The sequence below is a fragment of the Nocardioides aromaticivorans genome (assembly GCF_013408525.1).
GTDB lineage: Bacteria > Actinomycetota > Actinomycetes > Propionibacteriales > Nocardioidaceae > Nocardioides > Nocardioides aromaticivorans.
The window spans coordinates 3,980,776-3,996,769 of record NZ_JACBZM010000001.1; the positions used below are offsets into that span (position 1 = coordinate 3,980,776).

A 15,994-nucleotide genomic window follows, 5' to 3' on the forward strand; every position below is an offset into this window, starting at 1 on the left:
ATGACGAAGACCGTCCTGATCACCGGCTGCTCCTCCGGTATCGGCGCCGCCACGGCGTCCCGCCTCCTCGACAGCGGCTGGGAGGTCTGGGCCAGCGCCCGCCGTCCCGAGACGCTCGCCGACCTCGCGGCAGCGGGCTGTCGCACCGTCGCCCTCGACGTCACCGACGAGGGCTCGATGAGCGCCGCCGTCGACACCGTCCTCGACGGGTCCGGTCGCCTCGACGCGCTCGTCAACAACGCCGGCTACTCCCAGTCCGGCGCGCTCGAGTCGCTCGACGTCGATGACGTACGCCGCCAGTTCGAGACCAACGTCTTCGGCCTGCTGCGCCTGACCCAGCTGGTCCTGCCGGTGATGCGCGAGCAGCGCTCGGGCCGGATCGTGAACATCGGCTCCATGGGCGGCAAGCTCACCTTCCCGGGCGGCGGCGCCTACCACGCCAGCAAGTACGCCGTGGAGGCGCTCTCCGACGCGCTGCGCTACGAGGTCTCGGGCTTCGGCATCAAGGTCGTGCTCATCGAGCCCGGCCTGATCACCACGAACTTCGAGGCCGCCGTCGCTGCGGGCATGCCGGCCGGAGAGGGCCCCTACGCCGCCTTCAACGAGCAGGTCCAGGCGGCCACCACCGAGGCGTACGACGGCCCGATGGCCCGCTTCGGTGGCCCGCCCGAGGCGGTGGCGAAGGTGATCGAGAAGGCGCTCACGAAGGCCAACCCGAAGCCCCGCTACACGGTCACCATCTCGGCGCCGGCCGCGATGGCGGCCCGCAAGGTGCTCGGCGACCGGGGCTGGGACCTCGCGATGCGCACCCAGTTCCCGCGCCCGGAGTGATTCGCCGTTGATCCGAAGGCCCGAGCCGGGCCCGTGAAAAGCAGCGAACCCCCGGACGCAGGTCCGGGGGATTCGAGCGAACGCTGAGCGGGCTCAGCTGTTCGGGCGCTTGCCGTGGTTCGCGCCCTTCTTGCGGCGCGCGCGGCGCTTGCGGCCGGTCTTGCCCATGGTTCCTCCTAGAGTCGATCGGTCCAGTGTCTCAGGTGCCTGCGCCGACGTGGAAATCGGCCCGCTGCGACGATCCGGGCAAGGGTTCTCCGATTCTGCTGTGACGGCCCTCACCCCGGTGTTAGTGTCCGCGCGTCTGCTCCCCCTCTCGGGACGAAACCCACGAGGCCCACCATGCCGGTCCGTCCTGCGCGCGCTGCGCGCTCCGCTGCTCCCCGCCACCGCCTCCACCGTGAGGCGTCCCCGCGCCGGCGGCGTACGACGCTGCTCGCGGCGGCGGTCCTGGCCGCCAGCACTTCGCTCGGCGGCGTCCTGGCCGCCTCGCCCGCCCAGGCGGCCGGGCCGTGGTTCGTCGCGGAGAACGGCGCCAACGGCAACACCTGCCTCAGCGCCGCCGCCCCCTGCGCGACGCTGACCGCCGTGCTCGCGAAGCCGGGCTTCCAGGCCGGCGACACCGTCAACGTGGCGGCGGGCAGCTACGCCGACCGGCCCCTGGTCACCAAGGGCGTGAAGGTCGTCGGTGGCGGCGCCGGCGCGACCTTCACCGGCAGTGCCAGCACCAGTGCGGGCTGGGCCCTCGCGGTCAACGCCGGCACCGCTACGGTCGAGCTGCAGAACGTCAGGCTGACCGGTGGCAACTACCAGGCCGGCGGTGCGCTGCCGATCGTCTCCGGCAACGTGCGGACGACGAACACCTCGATCACCGGTAGCAAGTCGACCGCCGGCGGCGGGGTCTACCTCTGGGCCGGCTCCGCGACGCTGACCATGACCGGGGGAGAGGTCAGCGGGAACCGCGCGACCGCGACCGGCGCCAACCTCGGCTGGGGCGGCGCCTTCTACGTCGGTGCGGGGACGTCCCTGACCCTCGACGGCGTCACCGTGCGCGACAACGTCGCCGACGGCGCCGGGAAGGCCTACGGCCTCGGCGGCGCGATCCTCAACGTCGGCAGCACGACCGTCCGCAACTCCACGTTGCGCGCCAACGAGTCCACCGGTCCGAGCGGCACCAGCTTCGGCGGGGCGATCTACCACAACGGCCCCAGCCTGGTCCTCGCCGACGACGACTTCATCGCGAACAAGTCCGCGATCGGTGGCGCGCTGGCCACGGCGCAGCCGGTGAGCGTCACGAATGTCGACTTCGACGCGAACACCGCGCTCGCCGCCGGCGCGGTCTACCCGACCGCGGGCTATACCCAGACCGGCGGCTCGATGACCGGCAACAGCGCGACCACCAACTACGGCGGAGCCATCTACGCGCCGGCGTCGGCCTCGGCCCCGACGAGCCTCTCGCTCACCGGCGTCACGCTCACCGGCAACAGCGCGCCCACCGCCGGTGGCGCCCTCTACGCCACCGCCAACGTGACCACCACGATCCGCGACAGCGTGGTCGACGGCAACAGCTCGCAGAGCGGTGGAGGCATCTACAACGCCGGCACCATCACGGTGCGCGACTCGAAGGTCCGCAACAACGCCGCGTCCTTCCAGGGTGGCGGCCTCACCAACGGCTCGACGGTCGTCGCGGACACGCCGTCGGCGACGGTCATCGACACCGTGGTCACCGGCAACTCGGCCGCCGTGGCGGGCGGCGGCCTGCAGAACCTCACCCGCGCGACGCTCGCCGTCACTGGCGGCCGCGTCGAGGGCAACTCCGCCGCCGGCGGTGGCGGCATCGTGGTCGGCGACGCGTCGACCGCGACGCTCACCAGGGCGACCGTCTCGGGCAACACCGCGACCTCGCTCGGCGGTGGCGGCGTTTTCAACGCCGGCAGCCTGTCCGTGGTCCGCAGCCAGCTCGCCACCAACAAGGCGCTCGGCTCCAGCGGCATCGGCGGCGCGATCTACAGCGGCTCCAGCACGGCCAACGCCACGACGAGCCTGCAGGTCGACGCCAGCACCCTGTCGGCCAACCAGGCGTACGGCGGCTCGGCGGTCGTCGTCTACTCGACCGGCTCCGGCGCGACGAACACCGCGACGATCGCGCGCAGCACGATCGACGGCAACACCAGCACCTCCCAGTACGGCGCCATCGAGCAGGTCGGTCGCCCGGTGACGATCACCGACAGCACGATCACCGGCAACACGGCCGCGGCGGGCGGTGCGGGCGGCCTGGCCACCGGCGCACCCGCGGGCGGCGGCGTCAGCGGCACGGTCTTCTCGGGCAACACCCCGAGGGCCTGCTCGGGCCCGGTCGTCAACAACGGAGGCAACCACGCCGGCCCGGGTGACACCGGCTGCGGCGTGGCCACCTCGGCCGACCCGGAGCTCGGCCCGCTGGCCGACAACGGCGGTCCGACGCCGACCCGCCTGCCGTCCTCCTCGAGCCCCCTGCTCGACCGGCTGACCTGCGGCTCGGGCGCCGACCAGCGCGGCACGGCCCGACCTCAGGGCGCGAAGTGCGACATCGGCGCCGTCGAGCGTGAGCAGGTCGTCCCGACCGTCGACGGCCCCGACCACGTCGACCTCGCCGTCGGCAGCCCGGCGAACCCCGCCGCCACGGTCACCGCGACCGGCTCCCCGGAGCCCACGCTCTCGGCGCGCGGCCTCCCGGCCGGGCTCTCCTTCACCGACAACGGCGACGGCACCGGCACGCTGTCCGGTACGCCGGCGACCGGCACCGGCGGTGTCCACACCGTCACGGTGACCGCCACCAACGAGGCCGGCTCGGGCCACGCCGACATCGAGGTGGAGATCGCCGAGGCGCCGAGGCTCAGCGGACCGAGCGCGTCGACGTACACGGTCGGGGAGCCGGGCGGACCGGACGTCTTCGAGCAGACGGGCGGCCACCCGGTCGCGACCATCACGACCGGCAGCGACCTGCCCGACGGTGTCGCCCTCACCGACAACGGTGACGGCACCGGCACCCTCGCCGGGACGCCCCAGCCGGGCACCGGCGGCGAGTACGCCATCACGGTGAAGGGCAGCAACGGGGTGGGCGCCGACGCCACCTGGCCGTTCGCGCTGACCGTCGAGGAGGCTCCGTCGCTCGACGTCGCGGCGGTGACCACCGCCCGCGTCGGTACGACGACCGGCATCGACCTCACCGTCGGGGGCTTCCCGCACCCGGAGGTCACGGCCGAGGGCCTGCCCGCCGGGCTCGCGGTCGACGGCGACACGATCACCGGCACCCCCGCGCCCGGGACCGGGGGCGTCCACGAGGTCAGCCTGACCGCGACCAACGGGGTCGGCGACGACGCGACCGCGACCACCTCGCTCACCGTCGAGGAGGCCGCCTCGGTCGAGGGCCCCGCGGCCGTGCGCTTCGTGTCCGGCCGCGCCGGCTCGTTCACCTACGCCGCCGGCGGCTTCCCCGTCGCGGCGCTGACGGTGACCGGCAGCCTGCCGGCGGGCCTCTCCTTCGTCGACAACGGCGACGGCACGGCGACGCTGTCCGGGACGACCACCGCCGTCGGGGAGCGCACCGTCACGGTCCGCGCGTCCAACGGCATCGGCGCCGTCGCGACCCTGGAGGTGACCCTGGTGGTCGCCCCGCCGGTCGCGATCTCCACGACCTCCCTGCCGGACGCCGCGGTGGGCACGGCCTACGACGTGACCGTCGGGGTCACGGGCGGGGACGCGCCGTACACCTTCTCGCTGGCGTCGGGCTCGCTCCCGGCCGGCCTGCAGCTCACCGCCGACGGCCGGATCTCCGGCACCCCGACGGGGGACCCGGGCACGTCGACCTTCACGGTCAAGGTGACCGACGGCGGCACGCCGGCGGCGAGCGCCACGCGGCAGCTCTCGATCACGGTCGGCAAGGGGGCGACCTCGCTGGTCGGCGGACCGGTCGTGATCCTCGGCAAGGTCCTGCTGGGCGGCGAGCTGACCGCGGTGCTGACCGGCGGCACGGCCACCCCGATCGCCGGCGCCACGGTGACCTTCCGCGGCACCAACGCGATGCTCGGCGACCCGCTGCTGTGCACCGCGACCACCGACGCCAACGGCGTGGCCCGCTGCAAGCCCTCACTGGTCGCGATCACGCAGATCCTGCTGCTGGTGCCGTCGGTGAAGATCGCGTACGCCGGCAGCGCCCGCTGGCAGCCGTCGTCGACCGTCGTCGTCAAGAAGCTCGGCTGAGAATCAGAGGAGAGGGGTCACCCGGGCAGGCGGCCGAGGAAGCGCTCGGCGTCCACGACCACCCGGGTGACCTCCCCGGAGCCGGCGAGCCTGCCGGGCCGACCGTCGGCGCCGACGTTGCGGGCCGAGACCGCGAACCGGCGCAGCCGGCCGTCGGCGTACACCTGACGGGCGGTGACCTCGACCGTCCCGCCGACGGGGGTCGCCGCGAGGTGCTCGAGCTCGATCCGGGTGCCGACGCTCGTCTCGCCGTCGGCGAGGTCGGCCTCGACGGCAGCACAGGTCGCGGCCTCGCACCAGGCGAGCAGCCGCGGCGTGCCGAGGACGGGCAGGCTGCCCGAGCCGACGGCGAGCGCCGTGTCCGCCTCGGTGACCGTGAACGTCAGCGTCGCGCTCGGTGTCATCGCCGCCCTCAGATGCCGAAGGTGTTGCGCGGGTAGGGCGCGTTGACGTCGGTGATCACGTTGACCAGGTACGGCGCGTCCGCGGCGAAGGCCCGGTCCAGCGCCGCGCCGATCTGGCGGGGGTCGGTGACCGTCTCGCCGGCACCACCGAGCGCGGAGACCACCTGGTCGTAGGCCGTGCGCGGCGCGAGGTCGGCCGCGACGTCGTACCCGTAGAGCAGCTGCATCGGGCCCTTCTCCAACCCCCAGGCGGAGTTGTTGCCCATCACCATCACGACCGGCAGGCCGTGCCGGACCAGGGTGTCGACGTCCATCAGCGAGAAGCCGGCCGCGCCGTCGCCCAGGAGCAGCACGACCTGCGACGACGGCCGCGCGATCCGCGCCCCGATCGCCGCGCCCAGGCCGGCGCCGAGGCAGCCGTAGGGACCGGGGTCGAGCCAGCAGCCGGGGCGCTTCGGCTCCACGAACTTGCCGGCGAAGGACACGAAGTCACCGCCGTCGCCGATCACGACCGCGTCGTCGGCGAGCCGGGGGACCAGCTCGCCGTAGATCCGCGCCGGGTGCACCGGGTCCGCCTCGGCGCCCAGCAGCTCCGCGTCGCGGGCCGACGCGGCAGCGACGGTGTCCTGCAGCGAGGTGATCCAGTCGGAGCGGTCGGGCTGGGCAGCGCCGGCGAGCGCCTCGAGCAGGCCGTCGAGCACGGCCGTCAGGTCGCCCGCCACCGACCCCGCCAGCGCCGCGTGCTGCGAGAGCTGGCCCGCCGAGTCCGCGATGTGTACGACGCCCGCGGGCTCGGCCCCGTCCTTCCCGCCGAACACGCCGTAGCCGAGCCGGAAGTCGAGCGGCGTCCCGACGACCACCACCAGGTCGGCCCCACCGAGCGCGGCCCCGCGGGCCTTCGTCACGAGCAGCGGGTGCCCGCCGGGGACCACCCCGCGGCCCATCCCGTTGGTGATCGCGGGCAGCCGCATCTCCTCGACCAGGCGCAGCGCGGCGTCCTCGGCGTGGTCGGCCCACACGTCGGTGCCGAGGACCAGCACCGGTCGCGCGGCGCGGGCGAGCAGCCCGGCGATCCGGTCGATCGCGTCGGTGTCCGGCGCGGCCCCGCGCAGCTCGCCGACGACGGGGACCCGACCGGTGCCGACGTTGAAGAACTCGTCCATCGGGACGTCGACATAGGTCGGACCGCGGTGCGACGAGCGGGCCTGGGTGAAGGCGGTGTCGAAGCCGGCGGCCACGTCGTCGGCGGTCATCAGCGTGGCGGCGTGCTTGGTGACCGGCGTGACGATCGGCAGGTGGTCGATCTCCTGCAGCGCCCCGGTGCCCCAGCGGTTGTTGGGGGCGCGGCCGCCGACGACGACCATGGGGGAGCCGGCGAAGGTCGCCTGCGCCATCGCGCTCACCCCGTTGGTGACCCCGGGCCCGGCCGTCAGCACCGCGAGACCCGGCACCCGGGTCAGCTTGCCGGTCGCCTCGGCCGCGAAGGCCGCTGTCTGCTCGTGGCGGACGTCGACGAGGCGCACCGGCGGCCCACCGCCGTCCGCCTGGCTCTTGACGGCGCCGTCGTACATCGGGAAGACGTGGGCGCCCGACAGGGTGAACATCGTCTCGACGCCGTGGGCCTGCGCGACGGCGACGGCGAGCTCGCCGGCGTGGCCGTGGCGCTCGGTGCCCGCAGCGGAGGTGTCGTCCGTGGTGGTGGTCACGTCCGCACCCTAGCCAGCAGGGGCGACGAGGAGGAGGGGGTCAGGCGAGGAAGACCGGGTGCACCCGGCGCAGCGACGCGACGAGGGCCAGCAGCAGGTCCGGCCGGATCGAGGGGTGGCGCGGCGAGATCGTCAGCTGCAGGTAGAGGGCGCGCAGCACCGCCTGGGCGTTGCCGTTGACGAGATAGGGGTCGGCGCCGGTCAGCACCCGCTCGCGGGCCCCGGCCTCGAGCCGGCGCACCCACGGCTCGACGATGTTGAGCGGCACCCGGTCGCGGCGCAGCACCTCCATGACGGCGTGCGCGATCCGGTCCGGCTCGCCGTGCACGAGGATCGGGGTGTCCCGGTCGAGCACGCGGTCGGCGATGACGTCGAGCACCACGGTCAGCTCGGTCGACCCGAAGTACGGCGACCGGGCGAGCGCGCCCAGGGCGTCGGCCCCGTTGGCGGCGGCGTGCGCCCAGCCCTTGCCCGGCACGAAGCCGCGCAGGTCGCGCTCGCGGACGTACCAGGCCATCAGCCGGTCGCCCCACTGCATGATCCGGCTCGGCGGCTGACGGCGCACCCGCGTGTCGCGGTCGATGCACTCGGCGAGGACCAGCGCGGAGAAGCTGCGGCGGAAGACGCTGTCGGTGTCGCGCTCGCCGATGCCGACCTCCAGCCCGGCGCACATCCCGTCGCCGAGGCCGGCCAGCAGGTCGTCGTACACGCCGTGCTCGGTCCAGGTGGCCAGGAACGGGTAGGCGAGCCCGTCGCGGACGTGCGGGTCGGGGTCGCCCAGCATCCGGGTCAGGTCGGCCGTCAGGTCCGAGAGACGGTGCTCGGCAGGGGGAGTCCGCTCACCGTTGCGGAGTCCCTGCTGCAGGCGTGACCAATCCACCGACGCCATCAAGAAAAACCCCTCACGGACCAGCCCGACCTGAATCCCCCCACGGATACCTGGAGACAGGCTCCGGGATCATTCTGCCAAACGCCGTGAAGCGAGCGTGAGTCCGGTCGGTAACGTTCGGTGACGTGCCCTCCCTGTCTGCCATCGCGCGGCGCCACACCGACCTCGCGCCGGGCGACATCGCATGGCTCCAGCTGCTCCAGGCCGACTGGCAGGTCATCGCCGACCTGTCCTTCGCCGACCTCGTCCTGTGGCTCCCCGACCGCGACGGCAGCGGCTTCTGGGCGGGTGACCAGATGCGGCCGACGACCGGTCCGACGGCGTACGTCGACGACATCGTCGGCAGCTTCCTGCCGATCGGGCGCCGGACCCTCGTCGACGCGGCCTACGAGCTCGGCCGGATCGCGCGCGAGGGCGACCCGGAGTGGCGCGACGACGTCCCGGTCCGGGTCGAGGCGATCCCGGTGCGCCACGAGGGTCGCGTGATCGCGGTCGTCAGCCGCAACACCAACCTGCTCGGCGTACGGACCCCGAGCCTGCTCGAGATCAACTACCTCCAGGCCGCGTCGGACCTCGCGCACATGATCTCGACCGGCCTCTTCCCGAGCGCCGGCCAGCGCAGCGACCACGCGGACTCGCCGCGCGTGGGCGACGGCTTCCTTCGCGTCGACGCCGAGGGCCGGGTGGTCTACGCCAGCCCCAACGGCCTGTCGGTCTACCGCAAGCTGGGGCTCACCGGCGACCTCACCGGCCACCGGCTCACCGACCTGACCCGCGAGCTGGTCCCGTCGAAGAAGCGGCCCGACGAGGAGACGCTGAGCGCCGTCCTGGGCGGGCGGGCCCACCGCGACACCGAGCTCGGCTCGGCGGGCGGGCCGGGCGACGGCGTGTCGGTCATCGCGCGAGCGATCCCGCTGCGGCCCAAGGGCGAGCACATCGGCGCGATGATCCTGCTCCGCGACGTCACCGACCTGCGGCGGCGCGACCGCGAGCTGGTCACCAAGGACGCCACCATCCGCGAGATCCACCACCGGGTGAAGAACAACCTGCAGACGGTCGCGGCCCTCCTCCGCCTCCAGGCCCGCCGGATCGGGTCCGAGGAGGCGGTCTCGGCCCTCGAGGAGGCGGTACGACGGGTCGGGTCGATCGCGATCGTGCACGAGATCCTCAGCCAGGCCGTCGAGGAGACGGTCGCCTTCGACGACATCGCCGACCGGCTGGCCCGCCTGGTCACCGACGTCGGCTCGACCACCGCCCAGGTCGGCGTGCGCCGCGAGGGCAGCTTCGGCGTGCTCACCTCCGAGATCGCCACGCCGCTGGCCATGGTCGTGATGGAGCTGATGCAGAACGCCGCCGAGCACGGCTACGAGAACGGCGCCAAGGGCGAGATCGTGCTCCGGGCCGAGCGGCACGGTGCCGTGCTCGAGGTCGCGGTCGAGGACGACGGCAAGGGCCTGCCCGCCGACTTCGACCTCGACGCCGCGACCAGCCTGGGCCTGTCGATCGTGCGCACGCTCGTGGAGTCCGAGCTGGGCGGTCACCTCACCCTGGGCCACGCCCCGGACGGGGGCACCCGGGCCGGCTTCACGCTCCCCGTGGAGTGAGGCTCAGCCTCAAACCGGCTGGCGGACCCTCGCGCGGGCGTTGCGGCGCTTCAGCGCGCGGCGCTCGTCCTCGCTGAGCCCACCCCAGACACCGTGGTCCTGTCCCGCCTCGAGCGCCCACGCGAGGCACTGCTCGCGCACGTCGCAGCGCCGGCAGACCGCCTTGGCCTCCTCGATCTGGAGGATGGCCGGGCCGGTGTTGCCGATCGGGAAGAACAGCTCCGGATCCTCGTCGAGGCATGCGGAACGGTGTCGCCAATCCATGGGGGAGATGCTCGCTTTCCATACGTTCGGAAGGCCCGGTCAGAGGGCACACGTGAAACCGCAAAAGTGAACGGCTTCACGATCGCTCCGGCAAGAGTTCCAAGGATTCGTTCGCGAATCAAGCAATTCCGGTGGTCTGATGGGTCACAAATAGCTGGTGGCCGGTGATGGCCTAGGGTTCGGGACCGTGACCGAGGGGCCCCAGGAACCGTCCGGCGCGGCTGCCGGCAACCCGCCGCCGCTGACCGCAGCGGCCTCGCTGGTGGGCGTCCAGGCCCTGGTGCTGCTCATCCTGGCGGTGCTGGAGACGGTCAACCTGGTCGATGAGCGGCGCTCGATGGGACTGTCGGTGACGGTCTTCTTCGCGGCGTACGGCGTCGTCCTGGTCGCCGCCGCGTGGGGGCTCCACCGGCGGGCGACCTGGGCGCGCGGCCCGGTGCTGATCACCCAGCTGATCATGCTCGGCCTGGCGTGGAACGTGCGCGAGCACGTGGTCGTGGCGATCGCGCTGGCGGTGTGCGCCGGCATCGTGCTCGCCGGGATGCTGCACCCGGACACGCTCGCCGCCCTCGACCGGGACCCGACCGCCGACGAGGACTGACCGGGCGAGCGGCTCAGCCCTCGGACTCCAGCGACTGCCGCAGCTGCTCGAGGGTGCGGCTGAGCAGCCGGGAGACGTGCATCTGCGAGACGCCGATCTCCTCGGCGATCTGCGACTGGGTCATGTTCTTGAAGAACCGCAGCAGCAGGATCTTCTTCTCCCGGGCGGGGAGGTTCTCCAGCAGCGGCTTGACCGACTCGCGGATCTCGACGTGCTCGAGCGCCTCGTCGTCGACGCCCATCGCGTCGAGCATGCTCTGCCCGGCGCCGCCGTCGGAGTCGTCGTCGGTGGCGTCGAGGGAGAGCGTGGAGTAGGCGTTGCTCGACTCCATGCCCTCGACGATCTCCTCGACCGAGCAGCCGATTGCCTCCGCGAGCTCGCGGGGCGTGGGGGAGCGGCCCAGGCGCTGGGTGAGCTCGGCGGTGGAGGCGCTGATCTGCATCCGCAGCTCCTGCAGCCGCCGCGGCACCCGGATCGCCCAGCCCTTGTCACGGAAGTAGCGCTTGATCTCGCCGATGATCGTGGGCGTGGCGTAGGTCGAGAACTCGACGCCCCGCTCGGTGTCGAAGCGGTCGACGGACTTGATCAGGCCGATCGTGCCGACCTGGACCAGGTCCTCGTAGGGCTCGCCGCGGTTGCGGAAGCGGCGCGCGCAGTGCTCGACGAGCGGCAGGTGGAGGTGGACGAGGGCATCGCGCGCGGTGTCGCGCTCGGCGGCCGAGCGCTCCTCGTCGCGGAAGACGACGAAGAGCTCGGCGCTGCGGCGTCGGGTCTCCTCGATCGACATCGACCGCCGATCGCCCCGAGACAGGTCGGCGGTCATGACTCGAGCGAGGACCGGAGGGTCAGCCGCACCGTGTAGGTGTCCGCGGTGGCGTCGATGGCGGCCTCGGCGGCCAGCGTGGCGAGCACCTGCCAGCCGAAGCTCTCGTAGTCGGGTGCCTCGGGCGCGCTCGCCACGGCGCTGATCGCGATCGCCAGCTCGCCGGGCTGCAGGCGGAACACGCAGTCGAGCACCGAGCCCTCGGCCGCCTCGTCCAGCACCATCGCGGCCGCCTCGGACACCGCGATCCGCAGGTCCTCGATGTCGTCCATCGTGAAGTCGACCCGGGCAGCCAGGCCGGCGGCGAGGGTGCGCAGGACGGACGCGTAGGCGCCGTCGGCGGGCAGCCGCAGCTCGACCTCCGCGGGGTCGCCGGTCATGGGCGTGGCGCCGGCCGCGGGGACGCTCGTCTCGGACATGCCGCTCCTCCGAGTGAAGTGGGGACCTGAACGCGGCCGAGCCTACGGCACCGGTACGACGAACGGCCGCGCCCCGGGTGGGGTGCGGCCGCTCGTCGTACCGAGGGGTCGGGATCAGCCGCCGAGCAGGCCGCCCAGGCCGAGCAGGTCGAGCAGGTCGCCCAGGCCGGTCGGGTCGAGCACGGTGTCGAGGCCGAGGCCACCGAGCAGCTGGTCGAGCAGGTCGTCCAGGCCGAGGGCGGTGAGCACCGTGTCGAGGACGCCGAGCAGGACCTCGGGGTCGGGAGCGGTGCCGGTCTCGAGCAGGTCGCACAGCGGCTGGGCCTGCGGGGCGCTGCTGCACAGCAGGGCCAGCGGGCTGGCGGTGCTGCCGCTCGGGATCAGGGTGGCCAGGGTGTCGCAGATCGGCTGCGGGACGCCGGCGTCGCACAGGCTCTGGACCGGGCTGGCCGTCGGGCCGGCCGGGACCGCCTTGCAGTCGTTGTAGCGGGTGCGGGCGGTGTCGTTGGCCTTCTTCGCCTTGGCGAGCTCGGCCTTCGACTTGTTGTAGGTCCGCTTCTTGGCGTTCAGCGAGCGCTTCGCCTTGGCGACCGACGCCTTCTTCGCCTTCTTCGCCTTCTTGCCCTTGGCCTTCTTGGCCTGGGCCTTCTTCAGCGCCTGCGACGCCTTCGCGACGGCGTGCTTGGCCTTGGAGTAGGCGCGCTGGCGCTTGGCGAGCGTCGAGCGGCTCTGGCCGTACGCCGCCTCCTGGCTCGAGCAGTCGGGGGTCGCCGCTGCGGCGGCGGGTGCCGCGGCGGCCGGGGCAGCGGCCTGGGCCGGCGTGCCGACCCAGGTCAGGGTGAGGCCCAGGCTGACGGCCAGGGCGAGGACGATCTTGATCAGGGCGCGATGCATCGCGGGGTGTCTCCCTCCGGTTGGCCCGCGCTCAGGGGAGAGCCCGGGTGTGCGAGGAGGGATCGGCCCCGGAGGCCGAAATGACAGGAACCGCGCACCCCGAGGGGTGCGCGGCTCCCGAAATCAGGACCTAGGTCCCGGAGGCGAGGGGCTCAGGCCTTCTTCGTCTCCCAGAAGATCTCCGCGATCTCGTCGATCTTGGCGAGCAGCTGGTCGGCGACCGCGGCGTCGAGGGTGCCCTTGGTGCCGGCGGCACCGGCGAGCTTCGTGGCCTCGTTGACGAGGGTGTGCAGCTGCGGGTACTTCTCGAAGTGCGGGGGCTTGAAGTAGTCGGTCCACAGCACCCACAGGTGGTGCTTGACCAGCTCGGAGCGCTGCTCCTTGATCAGGACCGCGCGGGTGCGGAAGTCCGGGTCGTCGCTGTCCGCGACCTTGGCGATGACGGCCTTGATCGACTCGGCCTCGATGCGGGCCTGGGCCGGGTCGTAGACGCCGCACGGCAGGTCGCAGTGGGCGGAGACCTCGATCGTGGGGGCGACGAGCTTGCGGGTGAGACGCGAGAACATGTGGGTCCTCTCCTGGAGAGCGACGTGGCCGACGCGGTCGACACGTCTTCGACGGGGAACGAACTGCTGACTGCGACACTACTCGGCATGGCAGCCGGGGCAACGGGAGGTCGGGAGTCCGGACAGGCGCCGGTACGGCGCAGGGTGGGCCTGGCCGTCGTCCACGGCGACTCGATGCGGCCGACGCTCGCACCTGGGGACCGACTGCTGGTGCTGTGGGGCGCGCGGGTCCGGCCCGGGCGGGTGGTCGTGGCCCGTTTCGCCGACGGGACCGTGGTGGTCAAGCGGGCCGCCGAGCGCCGCGACGACGGATGGTGGCTGCGCGGGGACAACCCGGACGCCGGCGTGGACTCGCGGCACCGGGGCGCGGTGCCCGAGGGCGAGGTCTGGGCGGTCGCCCGGGCCCGGCTCTGGCCCCGTCCGCGCCTGCTGTGACCGTTGTCATCCGGACGCGGTCCGGGCCGGGGTCGGCGGTGTGGAAGGATTGTCGTCCGTGGCCGCTGACGTTTCCTCCCCGCACCCGCGCGCGGGTGACCCGGTGTTCGACCTGCACCTGGGCGGCAAGATGGCGACGGTACCCACGGCCGACGTCAGCACCAAGGACCAGCTGTCCCTCGCCTACACCCCCGGCGTCGCCGAGGTGTGCGAGGCGATCGCGGCCGACCCGGAGCTGACCCGTCACTACACCTGGGTGCCGAACACCGTCGCGATCGTCACCGACGGCACCGCCGTGCTCGGCCTGGGCGACATCGGCCCCGCCGCCGCGATGCCGGTCATGGAGGGCAAGGCGGTCCTGTTCAAGCAGTTCGGCGGTGTCGACGGCATCCCGATCTGCCTGGCGACCACCGACGTCGAGGAGATCATCGAGACCGTCGTCCGGCTCGCGCCGAGCTTCGGCGGCATCAACCTCGAGGACATCTCGGCACCGCGCTGCTTCGAGATCGAGGACCGCCTCAAGGAGGCCCTCGACATCCCGGTCTTCCACGACGACCAGCACGGCACGGCCGTGGTGACGCTCGCGGCCCTGGTCAACGCACTCAAGCTGACCGGCCGCAGCGCCGAGTCGACCCGCGTGGTCATCTCCGGCGCCGGCGCCGCCGGTGTCGCGATCGCGAAGATCCTGCTCGCCGCCGGCATCAAGGACATCGCGGTCACCGACCGCAAGGGCGTGGTCAGCTCCGACCGCACCGACCTCACGGCGTCGAAGAAGGCCCTGGCCGAGCTCACCGCCGACCTGTGCGGTCGCCGCGGCACGCTCGCCGACGCCTTCGACGGGGCCGACGTCTACATCGGCGTCTCCGGCGGCACCGTGCCCGAGGAGGTCGTCGCGACGATGGCCGACGACGCGATCATCTTCGCGATGGCCAACCCGAACCCGGAGGTCCACCCGGAGGTCGCCCACCGGCACGCCCGGGTCGTGGCCACCGGCCGCTCGGACTTCCCGAACCAGATCAACAACGTGCTCGCGTTCCCGGGCATCTTCCGCGGCGCCTTCGACGTCCACGCCAGCTCGATCACCGAGAACATGAAGGTCGCGGCCGCCGACGCGCTGGCCGCGCTCGTCGGTGACGACCTCTCCGAGGACTTCGTGATCCCCTCGCCGTTCGACCCGCGGGTCGGTCCGGCGGTGGCGGCCGCGGTCGCCGAGGCGGCGCGCCGCGACGGCGTCGCCCGCGCCTGAGCCGGAGCCGTCCGGCCCCCGAACGGGGGTGCCCGACGTCCGTGGCGCCTCGATAGGTTGGGACCCGTGTTCGCCGTCTACGCAGACTCCTTCGCCAGCTCCGCCGACGACCCGCTGACCGGCCTCGTGCTCGGGGAGCGCCCCGACCCGGTCGCTCCCGAGGGCTGGACGACGGTCACCGTGAAGGCGGCCTCGCTCAACCACCACGACCTGTGGTCGCTGCGCGGCGTCGGCCTCAAGGCCGAGGCGCTGCCGATGATCCTGGGCTGCGACGCGGCCGGGTACGACGAGGACGGCAACGAGGTCGTCGTCCACGCCGTCGTCTCCGACCCGGCGTGGATCGGTGACGAGACCCTCGACCCCCGCCGCTCGCTGCTGTCCGAGCGCCACCAGGGCACCCTCGCCGACAAGGTCATCGTGCCGACGCGCAATGTCGTGCCGAAGCCCGCGTCGATGTCCTTCGAGGAGGCTGCCTGCCTCCCGACGGCGTGGCTGACGGCGTACCGGATGCTCTTCACGCAGGGCGGGCTCAAGGCCGGCGACACGGTGCTCGTGCAGGGCGCCGGAGGTGGGGTCGCGACCGCGCTCGTCGCGCTGGCCCGCGCCGGTGGCCTGCGGGTGCTGGCCACCAGCCGCGACGAGGCCAAGCGCGCCAAGGCGCTCGAGCTCGGCGCCCACGAGGTGTTCGAGTCCGGCGCACGCCTGCCCGTGAAGGTCGACGCCGTCATGGAGACCGTCGGCCGCGCGACGTGGTCGCACTCGATCCGCGCGCTGCGTCCCGGGGGCAAGATCGTCATCTCCGGCACCACCTCCGGCCCGAACCTCGACGACGCCGAGCTGACCCGGATCTTCTTCCTCCAGCTCTCCGTGATCGGCTCCACGATGGGCACCCGCGACGAGCTGGCCAGCCTGGTCACGATGCTCGACGCCACCGGCGTGCGTCCGGTGATCGACCGGGTGCTGCCGATGACCGAGGCGCGCGAGGGATTCGCGGCGATGGCGGCCGGTGACGTCTTCGGGAAGATCGTCTTCACGCGCTGAGGTGGTGGGAGTTTCACCGGCCGGCCGGT

The 15,994-nt window shown here is 73.0% G+C and carries 16 protein-coding genes; 7 read left to right on the forward strand and 9 right to left on the reverse strand.

The features are described 5' to 3' along the window. Positions 1-831: an oxidoreductase gene (locus BJ993_RS19095; protein ID WP_179650602.1), complete on the forward strand. Its 831-nt coding sequence runs from the start codon at positions 1-3 to the stop codon at positions 829-831. 93 nt (positions 832-924) lie between these two features. On the opposite strand, the gene BJ993_RS26760 is transcribed toward BJ993_RS19095, so the two are convergent. Next, complete coding sequence (locus BJ993_RS26760; RefSeq protein ID WP_370249596.1) at positions 925-999, reverse strand: 50S ribosomal protein bL37; 75 nt, start codon at positions 997-999, stop codon at positions 925-927. Between the two features lie 174 nt (positions 1,000-1,173). Between BJ993_RS26760 and BJ993_RS19100 the strand changes: the two genes are divergently transcribed. Continuing rightward, positions 1,174-5,073: a beta strand repeat-containing protein gene (locus BJ993_RS19100; RefSeq protein ID WP_179650604.1), complete on the forward strand. Its 3,900-nt coding sequence runs from the start codon at positions 1,174-1,176 to the stop codon at positions 5,071-5,073. A 17-nt stretch (positions 5,074-5,090) separates the two neighbouring features. Here the strand turns inward: BJ993_RS19100 and BJ993_RS19105 are convergent, their stop codons facing one another. Genes BJ993_RS19105 through BJ993_RS19115 form a run of 3 tightly spaced genes read right to left on the reverse strand, consistent with a single transcriptional unit; the run spans position 5,091 to position 8,063 of the window. Further along, positions 5,091-5,477, reverse strand: coding sequence for a thioesterase family protein (locus BJ993_RS19105; protein WP_179650606.1), 387 nt, complete (start codon positions 5,475-5,477; stop codon positions 5,091-5,093). 8 nt (positions 5,478-5,485) lie between these two features. After that, a complete protein-coding gene (locus tag BJ993_RS19110; RefSeq protein WP_036542036.1) occupies positions 5,486-7,183 on the reverse strand; it encodes an acetolactate synthase in 1,698 nt (565 codons plus the stop codon). Positions 7,184-7,223: 40 nt separating this feature from the next. After that, positions 7,224-8,063 carry a DUF2785 domain-containing protein gene (locus tag BJ993_RS19115; RefSeq protein WP_308645631.1) on the reverse strand — a complete coding sequence of 280 codons (840 nt, stop codon included), beginning with the start codon at positions 8,061-8,063 and terminating at the stop codon, positions 7,224-7,226. A 134-nt stretch (positions 8,064-8,197) separates the two neighbouring features. On the opposite strand from BJ993_RS19115, the gene BJ993_RS19120 reads away from it, so the two are divergent. Then, on the forward strand, positions 8,198-9,676 hold the full coding sequence (locus tag BJ993_RS19120) for a sensor histidine kinase (protein WP_036542040.1): 1,479 nt from the start codon (positions 8,198-8,200) through the stop codon (positions 9,674-9,676). Positions 9,677-9,685: 9 nt separating this feature from the next. On the opposite strand, the gene BJ993_RS19125 is transcribed toward BJ993_RS19120, so the two are convergent. Then, positions 9,686-9,940 carry a WhiB family transcriptional regulator gene (locus BJ993_RS19125; RefSeq protein WP_028655649.1) on the reverse strand — a complete coding sequence of 85 codons (255 nt, stop codon included), beginning with the start codon at positions 9,938-9,940 and terminating at the stop codon, positions 9,686-9,688. 187 nt (positions 9,941-10,127) lie between these two features. Between BJ993_RS19125 and BJ993_RS19130 the strand changes: the two genes are divergently transcribed. Further along, positions 10,128-10,541, forward strand: coding sequence for a hypothetical protein (locus BJ993_RS19130; RefSeq protein WP_051931694.1), 414 nt, complete (start codon positions 10,128-10,130; stop codon positions 10,539-10,541). 13 nt (positions 10,542-10,554) lie between these two features. On the opposite strand, the gene BJ993_RS19135 is transcribed toward BJ993_RS19130, so the two are convergent. The 4 genes from BJ993_RS19135 to sodN form a co-directional block, all read right to left on the reverse strand. Further along, a complete protein-coding gene (locus BJ993_RS19135; RefSeq protein ID WP_179650608.1) occupies positions 10,555-11,364 on the reverse strand; it encodes an RNA polymerase sigma factor SigF in 810 nt (269 codons plus the stop codon). Continuing rightward, entirely contained in the window at positions 11,361-11,783 is a 423-nt protein-coding gene (locus BJ993_RS19140; protein ID WP_218864751.1) for an ATP-binding protein, read from the reverse strand. The genes BJ993_RS19135 and BJ993_RS19140 overlap by 4 nt, the downstream gene beginning before the upstream one ends. Before the next feature lie 114 nt (positions 11,784-11,897). Next, the gene (locus tag BJ993_RS19145; RefSeq protein WP_179650610.1) at positions 11,898-12,677 is read right to left on the reverse strand and encodes a hypothetical protein; all 780 of its coding nucleotides are present in this window, start codon (positions 12,675-12,677) and stop codon (positions 11,898-11,900) included. Between the two features lie 152 nt (positions 12,678-12,829). Next, positions 12,830-13,243, reverse strand: coding sequence for a superoxide dismutase, Ni (gene sodN, locus BJ993_RS19150; protein ID WP_036542046.1), 414 nt, complete (start codon positions 13,241-13,243; stop codon positions 12,830-12,832). 87 nt (positions 13,244-13,330) lie between these two features. Here sodN and sodX point away from each other — a divergent pair, with 87 nt between their 5' ends. From sodX to BJ993_RS19165, 3 genes are all read left to right on the forward strand, one after another. Then, positions 13,331-13,678, forward strand: a complete 348-nt coding sequence (gene sodX, locus BJ993_RS19155; RefSeq protein ID WP_179650612.1) for a nickel-type superoxide dismutase maturation protease — start codon at positions 13,331-13,333, stop codon at positions 13,676-13,678. A 130-nt stretch (positions 13,679-13,808) separates the two neighbouring features. Beyond that, positions 13,809-14,924, forward strand: a complete 1,116-nt coding sequence (locus BJ993_RS19160; RefSeq protein ID WP_179652463.1) for an NAD(P)-dependent malic enzyme — start codon at positions 13,809-13,811, stop codon at positions 14,922-14,924. A gap of 66 nt (positions 14,925-14,990) precedes the next feature. After that, positions 14,991-15,965, forward strand: coding sequence for a zinc-binding dehydrogenase (locus BJ993_RS19165; RefSeq protein ID WP_179650614.1), 975 nt, complete (start codon positions 14,991-14,993; stop codon positions 15,963-15,965). The last annotated feature ends 29 nt before the right edge of the window (positions 15,966-15,994 follow it).

Bases quoted from the DNA above. Each gene is read 5' to 3' on its own strand.
- BJ993_RS19095 (WP_179650602.1), top strand. From the start codon at position 1: ATGACGAAGACCGTCCTGATCACCGGCTGCTCCTCCGGTATCGGCGCC.
- sodX (WP_179650612.1), top strand. From the start codon at position 13,331: ATGGCAGCCGGGGCAACGGGAGGTCGGGAGTCCGGACAGGCGCCGGTA.
- BJ993_RS19135 (WP_179650608.1), bottom strand. From the start codon at position 11,364: ATGACCGCCGACCTGTCTCGGGGCGATCGGCGGTCGATGTCGATCGAG.
- BJ993_RS19160 (WP_179652463.1), top strand. From the start codon at position 13,809: ATGGCGACGGTACCCACGGCCGACGTCAGCACCAAGGACCAGCTGTCC.
- BJ993_RS19105 (WP_179650606.1), bottom strand. From the start codon at position 5,477: ATGACACCGAGCGCGACGCTGACGTTCACGGTCACCGAGGCGGACACG.
- BJ993_RS19145 (WP_179650610.1), bottom strand. From the start codon at position 12,677: ATGCATCGCGCCCTGATCAAGATCGTCCTCGCCCTGGCCGTCAGCCTG.
- BJ993_RS19100 (WP_179650604.1), top strand. From the start codon at position 1,174: ATGCCGGTCCGTCCTGCGCGCGCTGCGCGCTCCGCTGCTCCCCGCCAC.
- BJ993_RS19140 (WP_218864751.1), bottom strand. From the start codon at position 11,783: ATGTCCGAGACGAGCGTCCCCGCGGCCGGCGCCACGCCCATGACCGGC.
- sodN (WP_036542046.1), bottom strand. From the start codon at position 13,243: ATGTTCTCGCGTCTCACCCGCAAGCTCGTCGCCCCCACGATCGAGGTC.
- BJ993_RS19125 (WP_028655649.1), bottom strand. From the start codon at position 9,940: ATGGATTGGCGACACCGTTCCGCATGCCTCGACGAGGATCCGGAGCTG.